16 protein-coding genes are annotated in these 18,740 nt (G+C 51.3%); 15 read left to right on the plus strand and 1 reads right to left on the minus strand.

Going from position 1 to position 18,740, the window contains the following annotated elements:
• The first annotated feature begins 40 nt into the window (after positions 1 to 40).
• The 13 genes from alr to argC all read left to right on the plus strand — a co-directional run bounded on the left by alr (position 41) and on the right by argC (position 15,942).
• Positions 41 to 1,189 (plus strand): alanine racemase, encoded by a 1,149-nt coding sequence (alr, locus tag ACTQ1O_RS05045; protein ID WP_441486370.1) that lies wholly within the window; start codon positions 41 to 43, stop codon positions 1,187 to 1,189.
• Positions 1,190 to 1,368: 179 nt separating this feature from the next.
• On the plus strand, positions 1,369 to 2,139 hold the full coding sequence (locus ACTQ1O_RS05050; RefSeq protein ID WP_441486371.1) for a formate/nitrite transporter family protein: 771 nt from the start codon (positions 1,369 to 1,371) through the stop codon (positions 2,137 to 2,139).
• Positions 2,140 to 2,344: 205 nt separating this feature from the next.
• Positions 2,345 to 3,211, plus strand: a complete 867-nt coding sequence (locus ACTQ1O_RS05055) for a transporter substrate-binding domain-containing protein (RefSeq protein WP_441486372.1) — start codon at positions 2,345 to 2,347, stop codon at positions 3,209 to 3,211.
• Positions 3,212 to 3,497: 286 nt separating this feature from the next.
• Complete coding sequence (locus ACTQ1O_RS05060) at positions 3,498 to 4,154, plus strand: amino acid ABC transporter permease (RefSeq protein ID WP_441486373.1); 657 nt, start codon at positions 3,498 to 3,500, stop codon at positions 4,152 to 4,154.
• A gap of 177 nt (positions 4,155 to 4,331) precedes the next feature.
• Positions 4,332 to 5,102 carry an amino acid ABC transporter ATP-binding protein gene (locus tag ACTQ1O_RS05065; RefSeq protein ID WP_441486374.1) on the plus strand — a complete coding sequence of 257 codons (771 nt, stop codon included), beginning with the start codon at positions 4,332 to 4,334 and terminating at the stop codon, positions 5,100 to 5,102.
• A gap of 296 nt (positions 5,103 to 5,398) precedes the next feature.
• On the plus strand, positions 5,399 to 6,835 hold the full coding sequence (purB, locus tag ACTQ1O_RS05070; RefSeq protein WP_441098851.1) for an adenylosuccinate lyase: 1,437 nt from the start codon (positions 5,399 to 5,401) through the stop codon (positions 6,833 to 6,835).
• Between the two features lie 236 nt (positions 6,836 to 7,071).
• The gene (locus ACTQ1O_RS05075; protein WP_441486375.1) at positions 7,072 to 8,367 is read left to right on the plus strand and encodes an adenylosuccinate synthase; all 1,296 of its coding nucleotides are present in this window, start codon (positions 7,072 to 7,074) and stop codon (positions 8,365 to 8,367) included.
• A 191-nt stretch (positions 8,368 to 8,558) separates the two neighbouring features.
• The gene (locus ACTQ1O_RS05080; RefSeq protein ID WP_441486376.1) at positions 8,559 to 9,239 is read left to right on the plus strand and encodes a hypothetical protein; all 681 of its coding nucleotides are present in this window, start codon (positions 8,559 to 8,561) and stop codon (positions 9,237 to 9,239) included.
• A gap of 236 nt (positions 9,240 to 9,475) precedes the next feature.
• Positions 9,476 to 10,873, plus strand: coding sequence for a glycine--tRNA ligase (locus tag ACTQ1O_RS05085; protein WP_441474062.1), 1,398 nt, complete (start codon positions 9,476 to 9,478; stop codon positions 10,871 to 10,873).
• A 35-nt stretch (positions 10,874 to 10,908) separates the two neighbouring features.
• Positions 10,909 to 11,859, plus strand: a complete 951-nt coding sequence (gene arcC / locus ACTQ1O_RS05090; RefSeq protein WP_441474061.1) for a carbamate kinase — start codon at positions 10,909 to 10,911, stop codon at positions 11,857 to 11,859.
• Between the two features lie 128 nt (positions 11,860 to 11,987).
• Positions 11,988 to 13,868 (plus strand): ABC-F family ATP-binding cassette domain-containing protein, encoded by a 1,881-nt coding sequence (locus ACTQ1O_RS05095; protein WP_441486377.1) that lies wholly within the window; start codon positions 11,988 to 11,990, stop codon positions 13,866 to 13,868.
• Positions 13,869 to 14,024: 156 nt separating this feature from the next.
• Positions 14,025 to 14,909 carry a 4-hydroxy-tetrahydrodipicolinate synthase gene (gene dapA / locus ACTQ1O_RS05100; protein ID WP_441486378.1) on the plus strand — a complete coding sequence of 295 codons (885 nt, stop codon included), beginning with the start codon at positions 14,025 to 14,027 and terminating at the stop codon, positions 14,907 to 14,909.
• Between the two features lie 94 nt (positions 14,910 to 15,003).
• Positions 15,004 to 15,942: an N-acetyl-gamma-glutamyl-phosphate reductase gene (argC, locus tag ACTQ1O_RS05105; RefSeq protein WP_441486379.1), complete on the plus strand. Its 939-nt coding sequence runs from the start codon at positions 15,004 to 15,006 to the stop codon at positions 15,940 to 15,942.
• A 115-nt stretch (positions 15,943 to 16,057) separates the two neighbouring features.
• Here argC and ACTQ1O_RS05110 read toward each other — a convergent pair whose 3' ends face one another.
• Positions 16,058 to 16,933, minus strand: a complete 876-nt coding sequence (locus ACTQ1O_RS05110) for a LysR family transcriptional regulator (protein ID WP_441474057.1) — start codon at positions 16,931 to 16,933, stop codon at positions 16,058 to 16,060.
• Between the two features lie 123 nt (positions 16,934 to 17,056).
• On the opposite strand from ACTQ1O_RS05110, the gene thiE reads away from it, so the two are divergent.
• Positions 17,057 to 17,731 (plus strand): thiamine phosphate synthase, encoded by a 675-nt coding sequence (thiE, locus tag ACTQ1O_RS05115; RefSeq protein ID WP_441486380.1) that lies wholly within the window; start codon positions 17,057 to 17,059, stop codon positions 17,729 to 17,731.
• A 1-nt stretch (position 17,732) separates the two neighbouring features.
• Positions 17,733 to 18,734 carry a class I SAM-dependent methyltransferase gene (locus ACTQ1O_RS05120; RefSeq protein WP_441474055.1) on the plus strand — a complete coding sequence of 334 codons (1,002 nt, stop codon included), beginning with the start codon at positions 17,733 to 17,735 and terminating at the stop codon, positions 18,732 to 18,734.
• Positions 18,735 to 18,740: the final 6 nt, after the last annotated feature.

The following is an 18,740-nucleotide window of genomic DNA, read 5'->3' on the forward strand; positions in this document are numbered from 1 at the left end:
TTGCGGAAAGATATCAAAGGAACCGAAAGAAGGAACAGTCATGGATAAGTATCTGAGAACGTATGCGGAGGTTTCTCTCCCGGCTATTCATCATAATGTTGAGGAGGCCAGGAAACGAATTCTGCCGGGGACGAAGATCCTGGCGGTGGTTAAGGCCGATGCCTACGGACATGGAGCCGTGCGGGTCGCAGAGTCGCTTGAGGATATTGCGGACTTTTTTGCTGTCGCGACACTTGAGGAAGGAGTGGAGCTGCGGGAGCATAATATTGTGCGTCCTGTGCTGATTCTGGGATACACCTCACCGAGACAGTACAGTGAGATGATTGCATGGGATATACGCCCAAGCATATATAATTATGAAGATGCCCGAAAGCTGAATGAGGCTGCGGTTCGGGAAGGGAAAAAGGCACGGATTCATATCGCGCTTGACACCGGAATGACTCGGATCGGATTTCAGGTAACGGAAGAGGACGCGGATCAGATTCTGAAAATATCCGAGCTTCCGAACGTGGAAATTGAAGGACTCTTTACTCATCTGTCCTGCGCGGATATGACAGATAAAACATACTGTGAGAAGCAGTTCGCGAGGTATGACGCAATGCTCTCACTGCTCTCGGAGAGAGGGGTCAGCATTCCAATCCGGCACGTCTGCAACAGCGCTGCGATTATGGAGTACGAACCGGACGATCCGCATCGTTTTGAGATGGTGCGTTCAGGAATTATCACTTACGGAATCTATCCGTCAGAGGAGGTAAGAAAGGAGAGGCTTGATCTGATTCCGGCGCTTGCGTGGAGGACGCATGTCATTCATGTGAAGGATGTCGGACCTGGCATGGGAGTCAGTTATGGAGCAACTTATGTTACCAGCCGTCCGGTCACCAGAATAGCGACCGTTTCAGTGGGATACGCGGACGGATATCCGAGAGCACTTTCCTCTAAAGGAAGAGTACTGATTCACGGAAAGTCCGCACCGATTCTGGGGCGCGTATGCATGGATCAGATGATGGTCGATGTGACCGACATCCCGAATGTAAAGGTGGAGGATGTTGTCACGCTGGTTGGGCATGACGGAGCAGAATATATCCCGATCGAGGAGATCGCAGATCCTGCGGCCAGCTTCAATTATGAGATGCTCTGCCATATATCACCAAGAGTTTATCGGGTTTACACCGATAAATTGTGCATATAAGCACAAAAACCTACGAATCGGGTCAGAACAAGGAAGTAAATTTTGTGCAGGAAACTCACAAGAAAAAGATGCAAAATTCTGTGAATTCAGATAAAGTATAGATGGAACATGAAAACGGATGTTCTGAGCGAAACGGCTTCAAAATTTCATCAACTATTAGAAGAGGAGGAGATTGCTGGATGTTTGGTCAGGAATATGATGCTTTATCGAATGGCGCAGTCGCGAAAAGAAATCTGCTTCAGAAGAACCCGCTGGGTTATCTGCTGCTGAGCGCACTTGCGGGAATGTTTATCGGATTTGGAAACCTGCTCACAAATGTGGAGGGAGGGCTTCTGAACGGAGCTCCTTATACGAAGATCGTCATGGGCGTATCCTTCGGAGTAGCTCTGAGTCTTGTAGTTATGGCTGGCGCCGAGCTTTTTACCGGAAACAATCTGGTAATGATGAGCGGTGTGCTGAAGAAGAAAATAGGAATCGGCGATGCCTGCAAGGTGTGGGTTGTCTGCTGGATCGGCAATCTTCTTGGCGCGATTGTACTCGCTCTTCTGTTCCATTTTTCCGGAATGAATACGGAGGCGGTTTCTACATTTCTTGCCACAGGTGCGGCGGCGAAGATGAGCGCTCCGTTTGTGCAGCTGCTGATGCGTGGTATCCTCTGCAATATTCTTGTCTGCCTCGCAACCTGGTGCGGCGTGAAATTAAAGAATGAAGCAGCGAAGCTGATTATGGTCTGGTGGTGCCTGTTCGCGTTTGTTACCTGCGGATTCGAGCACAGCATCGCGAATATGACACAGCTCACGGTAGCGCTTTTGGATCCGGCGGGACAGGCGGTCACCATCGGTGGATATTTCTATAATCTGATCACGGTCACAATCGGCAATATGATCGGCGGAATCCTTTTCGTCGCGATTCCGTACTTCATTGCACAGATCAGGGACCAGGCTGCGTAATAGAACTCGGAGCATGTCGGTTCACTGCATATGGTTAATCCCCGGCGGGGCATAAGCCTGCCGGGGATTTTTCAGGTTTTTCTTGACACCGATTTCCTGCCTATGATACCATAGCCGTGCGCAAGTGATTTTATCGTGGTAAAGTTAGAACGTGTTGATACGACACGGTTATGATAGCCGCGGATCAGGAAAGGGAGAATTACATATGAAAAAGAAAATCATCAGCGGTGTACTGGCTGCTTCTATGGTACTGGCTATGGCAGGATGCGGAAGCACGGCTTCGGATACAGGGGCATCCGCGGCGGCTTCTTCGCAGGCAGTGACAGCTGCTTCATCCAGCGCATCCGGATCATCGTCCGGGAGTGATGTGGATTATATCAAGAACAAGGGAAGCCTTATTGTAGGAATTACCGATTTTGCGCCGATGGATTATAAGGAAGACGGATCGGATGAGTGGATCGGATTTGACGCGGACCTTGCCCGTGAAGTCGGAAAGGATCTTGGCGTGGAGGTGAAGTTTGTTGAGATCGACTGGGACAACAAGATCCTGGAGCTTGACAACAAGAGCATCGATGTGGTCTGGAATGGCATGACGCTTACCGACGAGGTTACAAAGTCAATGGCCTGCACGAATGCATACCTGAACAATGCACAGGTTGTAGTTGTCCCGGAGGATAAGGCAGATAAGTACCAGACGGTTGATTCTCTGAAGGATCTCTCTTTTGCGGTTGAGGCCGGTTCTGCGGGTGAGGAAGCGGCAAAGGAGAACAAACTGAATTATACTTCCATGTCATCGCAGGCAGATACTCTGATGGAGGTATCCGCAGGAACCTCTGATGCCAGCATTATTGATCTGCTGATGGCGGGTGCGATGATCGGAAAGGGAACCAGCTATGAGAAGCTGACCCATACGGTTGAACTTACAACCGAGGAGTATGGTGTCGGGTGTCGCAAGGGCTCTGATCTTGCTGACTATATCAACAAAGAATTTGTGAAGCTCTATCAGGATGGAACGATGAAGACGATCGCCGAGAAATACGGTGTACAGGATGCTCTTGTAGAGCAGAAATAATCAGAAACCGGATGCTCCGCACAATGGATTCGTCCGCGGTATATGAATGAAGTCGCCAGATCAGCTGCGATCGATTTCAGGAAAATTTCGGAGCAGCTCTGAGCCGATGAGTGATGATCCGGAATGGATCCGATTTAATATTAGTGATGACTGCCCCTGACAGCAGGGGATGAAGGTTTATCAGACTGTCACATGAACAGATGCGTCTGTTGCCCGCATTGCCGGGCGGAACAGCACCGGTTTGTGTGACAGTTTTGAGTGTTTAAAAGAATTCGAGGACATATTTATGTTTGCTGAAGTTACATTATCCCTGCTGGGGGGCTTCCTCATGACACTGAAGCTGTTCGTGCTGACACTGGTTTTTTCACTTCCGCTCGGACTGTTCATCAGTTTTGGATCCATGAGCAAGGTAAAGGTGATCAATGTACCAATTAATTTTCTGATCTGGATCGTCCGCGGAACTCCGCTTCTGCTGCAGCTCCTTATCATATATTATGGTCCCGGAATCATTATGCGGAAAAATATCTGGGGAGCCGGAGACGGGGGAAGATTTATCGCGGCGCTCGTCGCCTTTGTCATCAATTACGCCTGCTATTTTTCGGTGATCTACCGGGGCGGAATCCAGGCGATCCCGGTCGGTCAGTATGAGGCTGGTGAAGTGCTCGGAATGACCAGGGGACAAATTTTCCGGAAAATTGTACTTCTGCAGGTTGTGAAGAGGATCGTACCGCCGATTTCCAATGAGATCATCACACTGGTCAAGGATACTTCTCTGGCCAGGGTTATTGCGGTCTATGAGGTAATCTGGGCTGGACAGGCATACATTAAAAGCGCGGGAATCATTTGGCCGCTGTTTTATACCGGAGCGTTCTATCTGATCTTCAGTGCGCTGCTGACATGGCTCTTCCACTATATCGAGAAGAGACTCAGCTATTTCCGCTGACAGACCGGGAATAAAGTAGTATCGGCTGTCAGAGCGGGAAGGTGGAAATTTCCGCTGACAGAAATATAGTTGCTGCTGTCCGCTGATCTGAAATGCAGCTGTAACCGGTGATTTGTGCAGAAGTCTGATGAGCCTGCTGGCGGATAAGGACAAATATCAGTAAAGGAGTAGGAGAAGATGGCTCTACTGGAGGTTAGCAATATACAGAAAAGCTTTGGGGACACCGAGGTTCTCAGGGACATCAGTTTTTCGATGGAACAGGGACAGGCACTGTCAATCATCGGGTCTTCCGGAAGCGGTAAAACTACATTGCTGCGCTGCCTGAATTTCCTTGAAAAACCGGACAGGGGCAGGATACAGATCCGTGATGAGATTCTGTTTGACGGAGAGAACAGAAAGAAGGCATCGGAGGAGGAAATCCGGAAGAAAAGGCTTCATTTCGGCCTGGTGTTTCAGTCCTTTAATCTGTTTCCACAGTATACAGCACTGGAAAATATTATGCTCGCGCCGAAGCTGGATGCACAGGCGCATCACAGGGCTGACAACGGAGAGATCGAGGCGAGGGCGAGGAAGCTTCTGGAACAGATGGGACTGTCCAACCGAAGCGACAATTATCCGCATCAGCTTTCCGGCGGACAGCAGCAGCGGGTGGCGATTGCGAGAGCGCTTGCTCTTCAGCCGGATATTCTCTGCTTCGATGAGCCGACATCGGCGCTTGATCCGGAGCTCACCGGAGAGGTGCTCCGGGTAATCCGCGAGCTGGCGGACAGCCATACGACGATGATCATTGTGACACATGAGATGAAATTCGCCCATGATGTGGCGGATCAGGTGATTTTCATGGACAACGGCATTATCCTGGAAAAGGGAACACCGGAAGATGTGTTTGAGCATCCCGCGCATGAGAGAACAAAGCAGTTCCTTGCCGGATACAGCAATCCGCAGTAACAGCACCAGAACGGACCCGGCGGATGCCGCACGGTACGGGATCTGTGCACGTTCTGTGCGTTCTGTGCGTTCTGTGCGGGCACGCATATTTCAGGGCCCGGCAGGTTGCTTTTAAATTATGAATGCTTTATAATTATAGCGCAATTGTGCCCGGAATTTCCGGCGCCGGTTGCGCTGTTGCTTTTCAAAGGAAAAAGCCGTAAGGGGAACTGTCCCTGACGGCAGTGATGAAAGCACCAGAAATAAAAGGAATCACTTACAGTCACGCGGAAGTGACAGGAAGGAAGCAGAATCTTATGAGCACAACAGATCGTTACAGCAGCCCGCTTTCCGAGCGTTATGCAAGCAAAGAGATGCAGTACATTTTTTCCCAGGATTTCAAGTTCTCGACCTGGAGAAGACTGTGGATTGCTCTGGCAGAGACAGAGAAAGAGCTCGGACTTCCGATTACCCAGGAACAGATCGATGAGATGAAGGAGCATGTCACGGACATCAATTATGATGTGGCAAGAGCGCGCGAGAAGGAAGTGCGTCACGATGTAATGTCTCATGTATATGCCTACGGTGTTCAGTGCCCGAAAGCGAAGGGAATCATTCACCTCGGCGCAACCTCCTGTTACGTCGGTGACAATACAGATATCATCATTATGAGTGAGGCGCTGAAGCTGATCCGCAGAAAGCTTGTCAACGTAATCAATGAGCTTGCGAAGTTTGCAGACAAGGAGAAAAATCAGCCGTGCCTCGCATTTACACATTTTCAGCCGGCACAGCCGACCACGCTCGGCAAGCGTGCCACCCTGTGGCTCAATGAGTTTGTGATGGATCTGGAGGATCTGGAATACGTACAGGGTACCCTGAAGCTTCTGGGCTCCAAGGGAACTACAGGTACGCAGGCAAGCTTCCTGGAGCTGTTCAACGGTGATCAGGAGAAGTGTGACAGGCTGGACCCGATGATTGCGGAGAAGATGGGCTTCACTTCCTGCTATCCGGTATCCGGACAGACCTACTCGAGAAAGGTCGATACCAGGGTGTGCAATGTTCTGGCGGGCATCGCGGCAAGCGCGCACAAGTTCTCCAATGACATTCGCCTTCTGCAGCACCTGAAAGAGGTTGAGGAGCCATTCGAGAAGAGCCAGATCGGATCATCCGCCATGGCCTATAAGAGAAATCCGATGAGAGATGAGAGAATCGCGTCTCTGTCGAGATATGTGATGATTGATGCGCTGAACCCGGCAATGACGTCTGCGGAACAGTGGTTTGAGAGAACGCTCGATGATTCTGCCAATAAGAGAATCTCCATTGCCGAGGGATTTCTGGCGACGGACGGTATCCTGGATCTGATGATGAATGTGGTAGACGGACTCGTCGTTTACCCGAAGGTTATCGAGAAGCATCTGATGGCCGAGCTTCCGTTTATGGCGACGGAAAACATCATGATGGATGCGACGAAGGCCGGCGGAGATCGTCAGGAGCTTCATGAGAGGATCCGTGAGCTTTCCATGGAGGCCGGAAAGACGGTCAAGGTGGAGGGAAAGGATAACGATCTGCTGGAGAGAATCGCGAAGGATCCGACCTTCCATCTGTCCCTTGAAGATCTGCAGAAGTCCATGGATCCGAAGAAGTATGTGGGACGCGCGCCATATCAGGTGGATAAGTATCTGAACGAGGTGGTTTATCCGATACTGAAGGAGAGAAAAGATCTGCTCGGCATGAAGGCGGAGATCAACGTCTGACATACGGCACAAGTACCGAAGATACAAAGACAGAACCGCCGCGCATGAGGAACGCATGCAGGGGCGATCGGTACTCCGTACAACACGAAACAGAACGGCGTGTGCACGACGTGAGAAACGCGCGCGGACGATCCGTACTTCAACATATTGTGATGCCCCGGCTTTGGGGCATGGAAATGTATCTGCTGGATTGTCTGCATATTGCCAATGCAGACGAAGAATAAGGAGGACCTAGAATGGTAAAAGCAGTTGTAGGAGCAAACTGGGGAGACGAAGGAAAAGGCAAGATCACCGATACTCTGGCCAATGAGGCGGATGTGGTCATCCGTTTTCAGGGTGGAGCCAATGCCGGTCACACAATCGTAAATGAGTATGGAAAGTTTGCGCTCCACACGATGCCGTCAGGGGTGTTTCATCAGAATATCATGAATATCATCGGAAACGGCATGGCCTTTGATATTGATAAATTTCTCGATGAACTTTCGGACATCACATCAAAGGGAGTTCCGACGCCGCAGCTCATGGTCTCTGATCGTGTTCAGGTCATGATGCCGTATCATGTGAAGTTTGATTCTCTGGAAGAGGCGCGGCTTGCGGGCAAATCCTTCGGATCCACAAAATCCGGTATTGCGCCGTTCTATTCGGATAAGTTTGCCAAGATCGGATGGCAGATCAATGAATTTTACCAGGACGACGACGTTCTGATGGAGAAGATCGACAGGATCGCGGATCAGAAGGACGTTCTTCTGGAGAACCTCTATCACACCGATCCGATTGACCGTAAGGGACTGCTTCAGTGGATTAAGGAGAGACGGGATAAGGTGAAACCTTATCTCGGAAATGTCTCCCTCTATCTGGACGGCGCGATCCGGGAAGGGAAGACCATTCTTCTCGAGGGACAGCTCGGAACGATGAAGGATCCGGATCACGGCATTTATCCGATGGTCACCTCCTCTTCCCCGCTTGCCGGATACGGAGCGATCGGAGCGGGAATTCCTCCGTATGAGATCAGGCAGATTGTCGTTGTGTCAAAGGCATATTCTTCTGCAGTCGGCGCCGGAGAATTTGTATCGGAGATTTTCGGAGATGAGGCGACAGCTCTGCGGAATCACGGCGGAGACGGCGGCGAATATGGAGCGACCACGGGACGTCCGAGACGTGTGGGATGGTATGACTGCGTCGCGTCTAAATACGGATGCAGGCTGCAGGGCTGCACAGATGTTGCGTTTACCGTGCTGGATGATCTCGGATATCTCGATGAGATTCCGGTATGTGTTGCTTATGAACTCGACGGAAAGGAAATCACGGAATTCCCTGTGACAAAGGACCTGAAGAGATGCAAGCCGGTATACAAGGTATTCAAGGGCTGGAAATCCGATATCCGCGGAATCCGCCGCTTTGAGGACCTTCCGCAGGAAGCACAGGATTATGTGAATTTCATCGAGAGCCAGATCGGTTATCCGATCACAATGGTTTCGAACGGACCGGGAAGAGACGATATTATTTACCGCAAGAGCAGCCTGAAGAAATAAATCCGGTTTTTGCCCCGGACAGACACGGAAGGAGCTGACGGAAATGAGAAGGACCGGCAGAGGGTTACGCCTGGCAGTCGGTATCCTTGCGGCGTCCGCGGTATTTTCCCTGGCGGGCTGTTCTCTGCCGAACAGCAACGAAAACACAACCGTTTTCAATGAATGAAACGGGGACTGTCACGGAGAATATCGTGGAGGCAAAGGGAGACGAGGATTATACGGAGGATGATTTAAAGCAGTATATTGAAAATGCTGTCGCTGATTATCATTCGTCGGATGAGAAGGCTGTCCGGATGGAATCCTGCAGTGTGGACGACAGCTCGGTTACGATCAAAATGACATACGCCTCCATGGAGGATTACAGCAGCTTCAATCACGTCGGGGCATTCCTTGGAACGCTTGCGGAGGCGGAAAAGGCCGGCTATTCTATGGATCAGAACTTCCTTGACCGGAATGGAAATCCTGCGGACCCGGACGTTCTGGCATCGAGAGCAAAGGAATGGAAGGTTGTGATCCTTTCCGAACCGGTCATGGTGAGACTTCCGGACAAGATTCTGTATGCGACGGATAATGTGTCGATCACGGGACGGCTGTCCGCAACGGTCAACACAGTATTGTCACAGGATGAAGGTGACGAAGACGTGTCGTCGGAAAGTTCGGGCAGCGGAACGGTTTCTTCATCCGGCTCACAGAGGCGCGCGGGAGAGAAGACCTCTTCTGCGTCGAAAAGTCAGGGAGCGGTGTCTTCGTCAGAACAGGACGCAGGGACGAATCTGATCACAGATACAGGAAAATCCGGAGAGAATGAGGACAGGGAAATATCCCGGTTTGTGACAGTTTCCGACCGATATGCATATATCATATATAAGTGAATATCATTCACCGGATTAGTCCAGGCAGATATCATTCATCAGATTACTACAGGCAAATATCATTCGCCGGATTACTACAGGCAGATGTTATTTGCCGGGTTAGTATAAGCAGATATTATTCACCAGTTTAAGAACAGTCGTGCATGGCATGCTGTGTTTTAAGCCGCACGGACAGGACACAATGTTTTGTGTCCGGAAAGAGCCGGCGGACAAGAGGAAAAAGGAGATGGATCACGATGGAAAAAACAATGGACAAGATCATCGCAGTGGCAAAGAACCGCGGTTTTATATACCCGGGCTCCGAAATTTACGGAGGTCTCGCCAATACGTGGGATTACGGCCCGCTGGGTGTTGAGTTCAAAAATAATGTCAAGAGAGCATGGTGGAAGAAATTTGTTCAGGACAATAAGCTGAACGTAGGCGTAGACTGCGCAATTCTGATGAACCCGCAGACATGGGTGGCATCCGGACATCTGGGAAGTTTCTCTGATCCGCTTATGGACTGCAAGGAGTGCCATGAGCGTTTCCGCGCGGATAAGCTGATCGAGGATTTCTGTCAGGAGAAGGGTATTGAACTGGAGAACAACAGCTGTGACGGATGGTCCAATGAGAAAATGATGGACTTCATCAAGGAGCATGAAATTCCCTGTCCGAGCTGCGGCAAGCATAATTTCACCGATATCCGTCAGTTCAATCTGATGTTCAAAACGTTCCAGGGTGTAACCGAGGACGCAAAGAACACCGTGTATCTGAGGCCGGAAACCGCACAGGGCATTTTTGTGAACTTCAAGAATGTACAGAGAACCTCCCGTAAGAAAATTCCGTTTGGCATCGGGCAGATCGGAAAATCGTTCCGTAACGAGATTACACCTGGTAATTTCACCTTCCGTACCCGTGAGTTCGAACAGATGGAGCTTGAGTTCTTCTGCGAGCCGGACACTGATCTGGAGTGGTTCGATTACTGGAGAAGCTTCTGCCATAAATGGCTCAATGATCTCGGACTCAAGGACGATGAGCTGAGACTTCGCGATCATGCCAAGGAAGAACTCAGCTTCTACAGCAAGGCAACGACCGATATTGAGTTCCTGTTCCCGTTCGGATGGGGCGAGCTTTGGGGAATCGCTGACCGGACAGACTATGACCTCAGCCGCCACCAGGAGGTTTCCGGTCAGGATCTTACCTATTTTGATGATGTGAAGAAGACCAAATACATTCCGTATGTTATTGAGCCGTCTCTGGGAGCGGACCGTGTCGTTCTGGCGTTCCTGTGCTCAGCATACGATGAAGAGGTTCTGGATGCGGAGAAGAATGATGTCCGCACAGTTATGCATTTCCATCCGGCACTTGCTCCGGTGAAGATTGCGGTTCTCCCGCTGTCCAAGAAGCTGAATGACGCGGCAGAGAAGGTATTTGATAAGCTGGCGGACAAGTACAACTGCGATTACGATGACCGCGGAGCGATCGGAAAGAGATATCGCCGTCAGGATGAGATCGGAACTCCGTACTGCATCACCTACGATTTCGATTCCGAAAATGACCAGGCAGTTACCATCCGTGACCGCGACACCATGGAGCAGGTTCGTGTAAAGATCGACGAGCTGGATCAGTGGTTTGCCGGAAAGTTTGACTTCTGAGAAGAGAAGCAAAAGCACAAAGGAGGAACCGGTTCATGCAGAGAAAAAAGGTTGTAGTGGCGCTTGGCCACAGGGCCCTTGGGAAAACCTTCGCGGATCAAAAGAAGGGTGTTGAGAATGCAGTAAAGTCCATTGCGGATCTGGTGCAGGCCGGAGCGGGCGTGGTAATCACCCACAGTAACGGGTCTCAGGTTGGTATGATTCATACGGCGATGAATGAGTTCACAAAGGCTCACAGCGACTATGTCGGAGCTCCGATGTCCGTCTGCTCTGCCATGAGCCAGGGATATATCGGATATGATATTCAAAATTCTCTGCGTGCAGAGCTGCTGAGAAGAGGAATCTACAAGCCGGTTGCGACGATCATCACCCAGGTCACTGTGGATCCCTATGATGAGAACCTCTATGAGCCGAGTAAGGTAATCGGGAGGATTCTCACGGAGGAGGAAGCAAAGGCAGAGGAAGAAAAGGGAAATTATGTCACCAAGACGGAGGAGGGATATCGGAGGATCATCGCTTCTCCGAAGCCGCAGGATATCATTGAGCTCGAGACCATTCAGCTTCTGCTGGACGCCGGGCAGGTCGTAATTGCGGGAGGGGGCGGCGGTATCCCGGTTCTGGAACAGGGACCGGAGCTCAAAGGAGCCAGTGCTGTTATCGAGAAGGATCTTGTCAGCGAAAAGCTTGCCGAGAAGCTCCGGGCTGATGAGCTGCTGATTCTGACCAGCGTCGAGAACGCAAAGATCGGTCACGGAACCGACCATGAACAGCCGATTGGAAGGATTTCCGTTTCCCAGGCGGAGGAGTATATCCGTGCGGGGGAATTTGAATACGGAACGATGCTGCCGAAGATTCAGGCAGCAGTTGATTTCCTGAAGAGCGGTGGAGAACGCGCGGTGATCACATCGATCGCGAAAGCCCGAGACGGTTACGAGGGCCACGCGGGAACGATCATCGTCAAAGATGATGCTGTGACGGAAGAATAACGTCCGCACGATATCTTGTACCACAAGGTGTACAAGCTGAGAATTGCAATTCAAGGGAAGAAACAGAGCTGCTGCATAAAAACGGATGCCGCAGCTCTTCTTTCTTTCCCGGACGCAGGAGAGAGACAATGAACATTTTGAATCTGGAGCACATCAGCATTTCTTTTGTATCACGGGTCCTTCTGGATGATGTGACCGAGGGAATCAGCGACACCGACAAGATCGGAGTGATCGGGGTGAACGGAACGGGAAAATCGACGCTGCTGGCGATCGCGGCAGGCCGTCTGGAGCCGGATTCCGGTCAGGTGGTCAAGGGAAATACCGTCCGGATTTCTTATCTTCCGCAGAATCCGGTTTTCGATAACAGCAGGACACTTCTGGAGAATGTGGCGGAGGCGGTCAGCGGCAAGGCGGATCACTGGGACACAGAGGGAGAGGTGCGCGCGAGACTTATGGATTTCGGAATTCCTGATCCCGACTGCAGTCCGGAGATCCTGTCCGGAGGACAGAAGAAAAGAGCGGCGCTTGTCGCCGCAATCCTGACGCCGTGCGATCTTCTGATTCTGGATGAACCCACGAACCATCTCGACCATGAAATGATCGAGTGGCTGCAGAATTATCTGCAGAATTTTCGCGGGGCAATTCTGATGGTTACCCATGACCGCTATTTTCTGGATCAGGTCACAAATCAGATCCTTGAGGTGGATCGGGGAAAGACTTACCGATATCAGGCGGGATATTCCGGTTATCTGGAGCTGAAACAGGAAAGAATGAACTTTGCCGTTGCGGCGGAGCGAAAGGCGGCCGCCCTGTATCGCAAGGATCTTGCGTGGATCATGCGCGGCGCAAGAGCGAGATCGACAAAACAGAAGGCGCATATTCAGAGGTTCGAGGCGCTCAGAGACCGGGAGAAAATCGTGGAGGAGAGGCAGGTAAAGCTGAATTCCCTTCCGTCCAGGCTCGGAGGCAAGACGATTGAGCTTCGGCACGTCAGCAAAGGCTACGGACAGAAAGAGCTGATCCATGATTTTTCCTACAACTTCGGCAAGACTGACCGGATCGGCATCATCGGTCCGAACGGTTGCGGAAAATCCACGCTTCTGAAGATCATAGACGGAAAGCTCCCACCGGACTCCGGGGTGGTGGAGATCGGGCAGACCGTTAAGATCGGCTGCTTCAGCCAGGAAAATGAACAGCTTGATCCGAACGAGCGGGTGATCGATTATATTAAGGACACCGCTGAATTTATCCGGACCACGGACGGGCTGGTATCCGCGAGCGGCATGTGCGAGCAGTTTCTGTTCGACAGCGAAATGCAGTACTCTCTGATCGGCAAATTATCCGGAGGAGAGAAGCGGCGTCTCTATCTGCTGAAGGTGCTGATGGAAGCTCCGAATGTACTGATCCTTGACGAGCCGACCAATGATCTGGATATACAGACGCTGCGGATTCTCGAGGATTATCTGGATCGTTTTGCGGGCATTCTGATTGTCGTGTCGCATGACCGCTATTTTCTGGACCGCGTGGTGACCAGGATATTTGCTTTTTCGGGGAACGGAAATCTGATCCGAAGTGAGGGCGCATATACCGAATATCTGGAGCATATGGAGACACAGGGGATTCCTTCAGGAGCTGCAAAAAACACTGCGGGTGCAGCGGAAGAGAGAAGTGGAGCGTGTGAAGGAAAGGCGGACGGGAGCGCCGCTGAGGAACGATCCGGCGCAGAGCTTTATGCGGCACAGAAGGAAGAGCAGAAGAAGGCAAGAAAGCGGACCAGGCTTTCCTACCGTGATCAGCAGGAATATGATCATATTGAGGAAGAAATCGATCAGCTGGAGCAGAAGAGCCGGGAACTCGAGGAGCAGATGGCGGAGTCAGCGACGATGTATACGAAGCTCTCCGACCTGTCGAAGGAGAAGGAAGCGGTCGATGCAAAGCTGGAGGAACGGATGGAAAGATATTTCGAGCTTCAGGAGCTTGTGGACAGCTTTGGAAAATCCGACTCGTAATTCTGTCATTATGTGATTCTGCCATTATGTGAGACTGTCCTCATTTGAGTTTGTCTGTATTTACCGGTAATATTTATTGATGTATACTGAGAATACAGCCAACGGATTATTTTTCAGATAAAACATACAGATTGTGGGAAACAGGAGGGAATGAGCATGGCTATATTCAAGGGCGCGGGTGTTGCGATGGCGACACCGATGAAGGAGGATGGATCGATTAATTTTGACGCGATGGAGAAGATGATTGAGTATCAGATCCGGAATCATACGGATGCGATCATCGCGGTAGGAACATCCGGAGAGGCATCAACGCTGGACGATGACGAACATCTGGAGGCGATCCGGTTTTGCGTCGAAGTAACGAAGGGACGGGTTCCGGTGATCGCCGGGACAGGTTCAAACAACACCGCTCACGCGATCATGATGTCGAGGGAGGCGGAGAAGCGTGGAGCGGACGGCCTTCTGCTTGTAACTCCGTATTACAATAAGGCGACGCAGGATGGCCTGATTGCGAGTTATACGGCAATTGCGGAAGCTGTCAATATTCCGTGCATCATGTACAACGTGCCATCAAGAACCGGTACGAATATTCAGCCGGAGACCGCGGCGTATATCGGGAGGCATGTGAAGAACATTGTGGCCCTGAAGGATGCCTGCGGGAACATCAGTCAGACGGCGAGAACACTCGAACTTTGTGACGGTGTGCTGGATCTGTACTCAGGCAATGACGATCAGATCGTCCCGATCATGTCACTGGGCGGTTCCGGCGTAATCTCGGTTCTGTCGAACGTAGCGCCGCAGTTCACCCATGATATGTGCCAGAAGTGTCTGGACGGAGATTTTTCGGGAGCGGCAAAGATGCAGCTTGGTTCTCTTGCGCTGATCCGTGCGCTGTTTTGTGAGGTGAATCCGATTCCGGTAAAGGCAGCCCTGAACATGATGGGCTTCGATGCCGGAAAACCGAGACTTCCGCTCACAGAGATGACAGAGGAGCATCAGGCTTCACTGAGGGCCGCGATGAAGGATTTCGGAATCCTCTGAGCGCTGTGATTGGACGCAGTCAGAAGAGGCAGAGCCGGATAAGGTAAACTCAGGCAGAAAAGATTCGGAAAGAAGAAGGACAGGAACAATACAGATGAAGACAAAGGTATATATTGACGGACAGAGCGGAACAACGGGACTTCAGATCTACGACAGAATCGGAGCGCGGGATGATCTTGAGCTTCTGAGAATAGATGAAGACAAGAGACATGATATAGATGAGAGAAAGAAATTCCTGAATGCGGCGGACATTGTGTTCCTGTGTCTGCCGGATGCGGGCGCTGTGGAAGCAGTTTCTCTGATTGAAAACCCGGAGGTTCGTGTGATTGATGCTTCTACAGCACATCGGGTTGCGGAAGGCTGGACATATGGTTTTCCAGAGCTCTCAAAGGAACAAAGAGAGGCGATCCGGACCAGCAGGAGAGTGGCGAATCCGGGGTGTCATGCCACAGGGCTGATCGCGACAACGGCTCCGCTTGTAAGGATGGGGATACTGCCTGCGGACTATCCGGTCACCTGCTATTCCCTGACCGGATATTCCGGCGGGGGCAAAAAAATGATTGCGGAATATGAGGCGGAGAACCGCAGCAGGCTTTTGGATTCACCCGGGATCTATGGCCTGAATCTGCGGCATAAGCACGTGCCGGAGATGCAGAAGATGACCGGCCTTCTCTACCCGCCGGTGTTCATGCCGGTGGTTGACGATTATTACAAGGGAATGGCAGGGACAATTATGCTTCAAAACCGCCTTCTTCCCGGAAAACCGTCTGCGGAGGAGATCTGCGAACGACTGCAGGAGTACTACCGGGATGAGCACTTTGTATCCGTAGTTCCGTTTGGCCAGAATGACAGCAAGCTCTACGCCAACAAGCTGGCGGGAACCAATCGCCTGGAAATTGTCGTATGCGGACACGAGGAACAGACTTCAGTGACTGCGCTTTTCGATAATCTCGGAAAGGGTGCTTCCGGAGCTGCCGTTCAGAATATGAACATCATGCTGGGGCTTGACGAAGCCACGGGACTTGAGGACTGAGAAGAAAACGTTCCGAATTGACGCAGCAGCAGGATGAACACAGTCCGGCAGAGCAGAAATGCGCAGCACCTGAGAAGAAAACGTCACGGATCGACAAAGCGGCGGAAGCGCGCATTTATTCGCTGCGGTATTTCAGATACTGGAGGAATTTCTTCATCGCGGCGGACGCGGTGCGGCTGTCCTTGAGAGCGATGCCGATTGTCCGGAAAGCGGGCGGATCCAGCGGTTTTATGACGACGTCGTATGGGATCCGTTTCAGGATCAGCCCCGGAAGGATTGCGATCCCGAGGCCTTGTTCAATCATAGCCATGATTGCGTAATCGTCCCAGGTGGTGAAGCGGATCTCCGGGTGGAGATCATAGCGCTTCAGAATATCCGTGATCTCGGACTTCCCGCCCTTCTCCAGAAGCATGAAGGGCTCTTTTTCCAGCTCTTTTACCGGAAAGGCATCCAGTCCGGCGAGCGGATGTCCTTTTGGCAGTACAGCCATCAGGGGGTCTTTCGCCAGCTCCAGGGTGTCGAATTCCGGCCGGGTGGGGAGGATGAGGAATCCACAGTCGACCCGGCGCTCATCGATCCATTTTTCCGTTTCCGAATAATCACCGAGGAGCATTTCATATTCAATATTTGGATAATCTACCTGAAACTGTCGGATGATCCGCGGAAGCCACTGGGTTGCGACGCTGGAAAAGGTACCGATCCTTATCAAGCCAGTCTGTATTCCGTTCAGATCATCCACCTCCTCCTGAAGGCGGTAATATTCCCGGCAGAGACTCTGCGCAAAGGGAAGAAGACGTGTGCCGTCGGAGGTCAGGCTTACGCCGCTGCGGTCGCGCTCGAGAAGCGTGATTTTCCAGTCTTTTTCAAGATCCGAAATCATCCGGCTGATGCCGGACTGTGAATAACCGAGAGATTCCGCGGCCTTGGAAAAGCTGCCGAGTTCTACGGTTTTTACAAAAGAGAGATATTTCTGAAGATTTGCGTCGATCATATATCTGAAAACCTCATGCAGTTGTCAATAAGTATTATTTTTGATTATAGTTTGAAACGATTAAGCGCGCAATCAATAATTTCATATGTTGCGTTTTACGCGCGGCGGACAGGAGTTTGAAAAATGGGTAATTGGAATCGGGAGGAACTAAAGAAGGCACTTCAGCTGTATGCGGTGACAGACCGACACTGGCTGAACGGACGCCGTCTGGCGGATGATGTTGAGCGGGCGCTGAGAGGCGGCGCAACCTTTATACAGCTTCGGGAGAAGGATGACATGAAACTGGAGCACGATGCTTTCCTGAAGGAGGCGGCAGAGATCAAGGCACTCTGCAGGAGGTATAAGGTGCCTTTTGTCATTGATGATGATGTGCAGCTGGCGTTGGAAATCGGAGCGGACGGGGTGCATGTCGGACAGAGTGACATGGAAACCGGTCTGGTGCGCAGCAGACTTGGGAAGGACCGTATCATCGGTGTTTCCACGCAGACCGTGGAGGAAGCGCTCCTTGCGGAGAGCCGCGGAGCGGATTACCTCGGGGTCGGCGCGGTGTTCCCGACAGGCTCCAAGGCGGATGCTTCAGAAGTGAGTATGGATGCCTTGTGTGCCATTTGCAGGGCGGTTTCGATCCCGGTTGTCGCAATCGGGGGGATTAAGGAAGAAAATGTCATGGAATTGGCCGGCTCCGGAATTGTCGGAATATCGGTCATCTCCGCTATTTTTTCAAAAGAGGATGTGGAAGGTGCAGCGAGAGCGCTGAAGAACCGTACAATACGGATGCTTGGACTATCAGAGGATTAAGATGGCGGCGAAAATTTATATTCTGGATACAGGGCCTGCCTTCGAAGAGAAAAGCCAAGAGCTACTGGAGCATCTGAAGACCCTGGGGCTGAAGGCGGATATCCGGGGAGAAATAAACGGAGAGGCGCGAAAAGCGGAAAACAGAGACGGACATAAAGACAGGTACGAAGACAAGCAAAAAGGAAGGCTGGAAGACAAGCAAAAAGGCAGGCTGAACGACAAGCATAAGAAAGGCGGGCTGGAAGCCAGGCATAAGGACGAATACAGAGCTGAACGCCAGGAGGATAAAAAGGAAAAGCTCAAAGAGGAACACAAGAGGGAGAAGAATGAGCTTTATCTCAGATATGATGAGAAGGGTCTAACATTGACTGACGGGAAAATTCAGATGCGGGGAGATTTTTCGGATATGCTGCCCCGCCTTCGGTATGACAATCTTACGCATGAACTTCTGGTGAAGGCTGCGAGAATGAAGGACATGAACAGGGGGCCGGGCAGACACCCGGTGATTCTGGATGCAACCGCAGGCATGGGAGAGGATTCCCTTCTTCTTGCTGCCGCGGGATTTGAAGTGGAGATGTATGAGCAGAATCCGGTGATTGCAGCACTTCTGGCAGATTGTCTGGAGCGTGCGGGGAAAAATCCGGCGCTGACAGAGATCATATGCAGGATGCACCTGCATGAGGGAGACAGCATAGAGGCTCTGAAGAACCTGAAGGATTTTCCGGATGTCATCTATCTGGATCCGATGTTCCCGGAGAGACAGAAGAGCGCCCTGGTCAAGAAAAAGTTTCAGCTGCTCCATCAACTGGAGATGCCCTGTCAGGATGAAGAGGTACTCCTGAAGGCGGCAGTCGGTGCCCGTCCCTTTAAGGTGGTAGTGAAGAGACCCCTGAAGGGACCAAATCTGGCCGGTATGAAGCCGGGGTATTCACTGACCGGAAAGGCCATTCGATACGATTGTTTCGTTTTTCCGGAAAATGAAGTCCGTAATGCAGAGGGGTAAAATCTG

It is taken from the genome of Bilifractor sp. LCP21S3_A7 (genome assembly GCF_052118825.1).
Classification (GTDB): Bacteria; Bacillota; Clostridia; order Lachnospirales; family Lachnospiraceae; genus Bilifractor.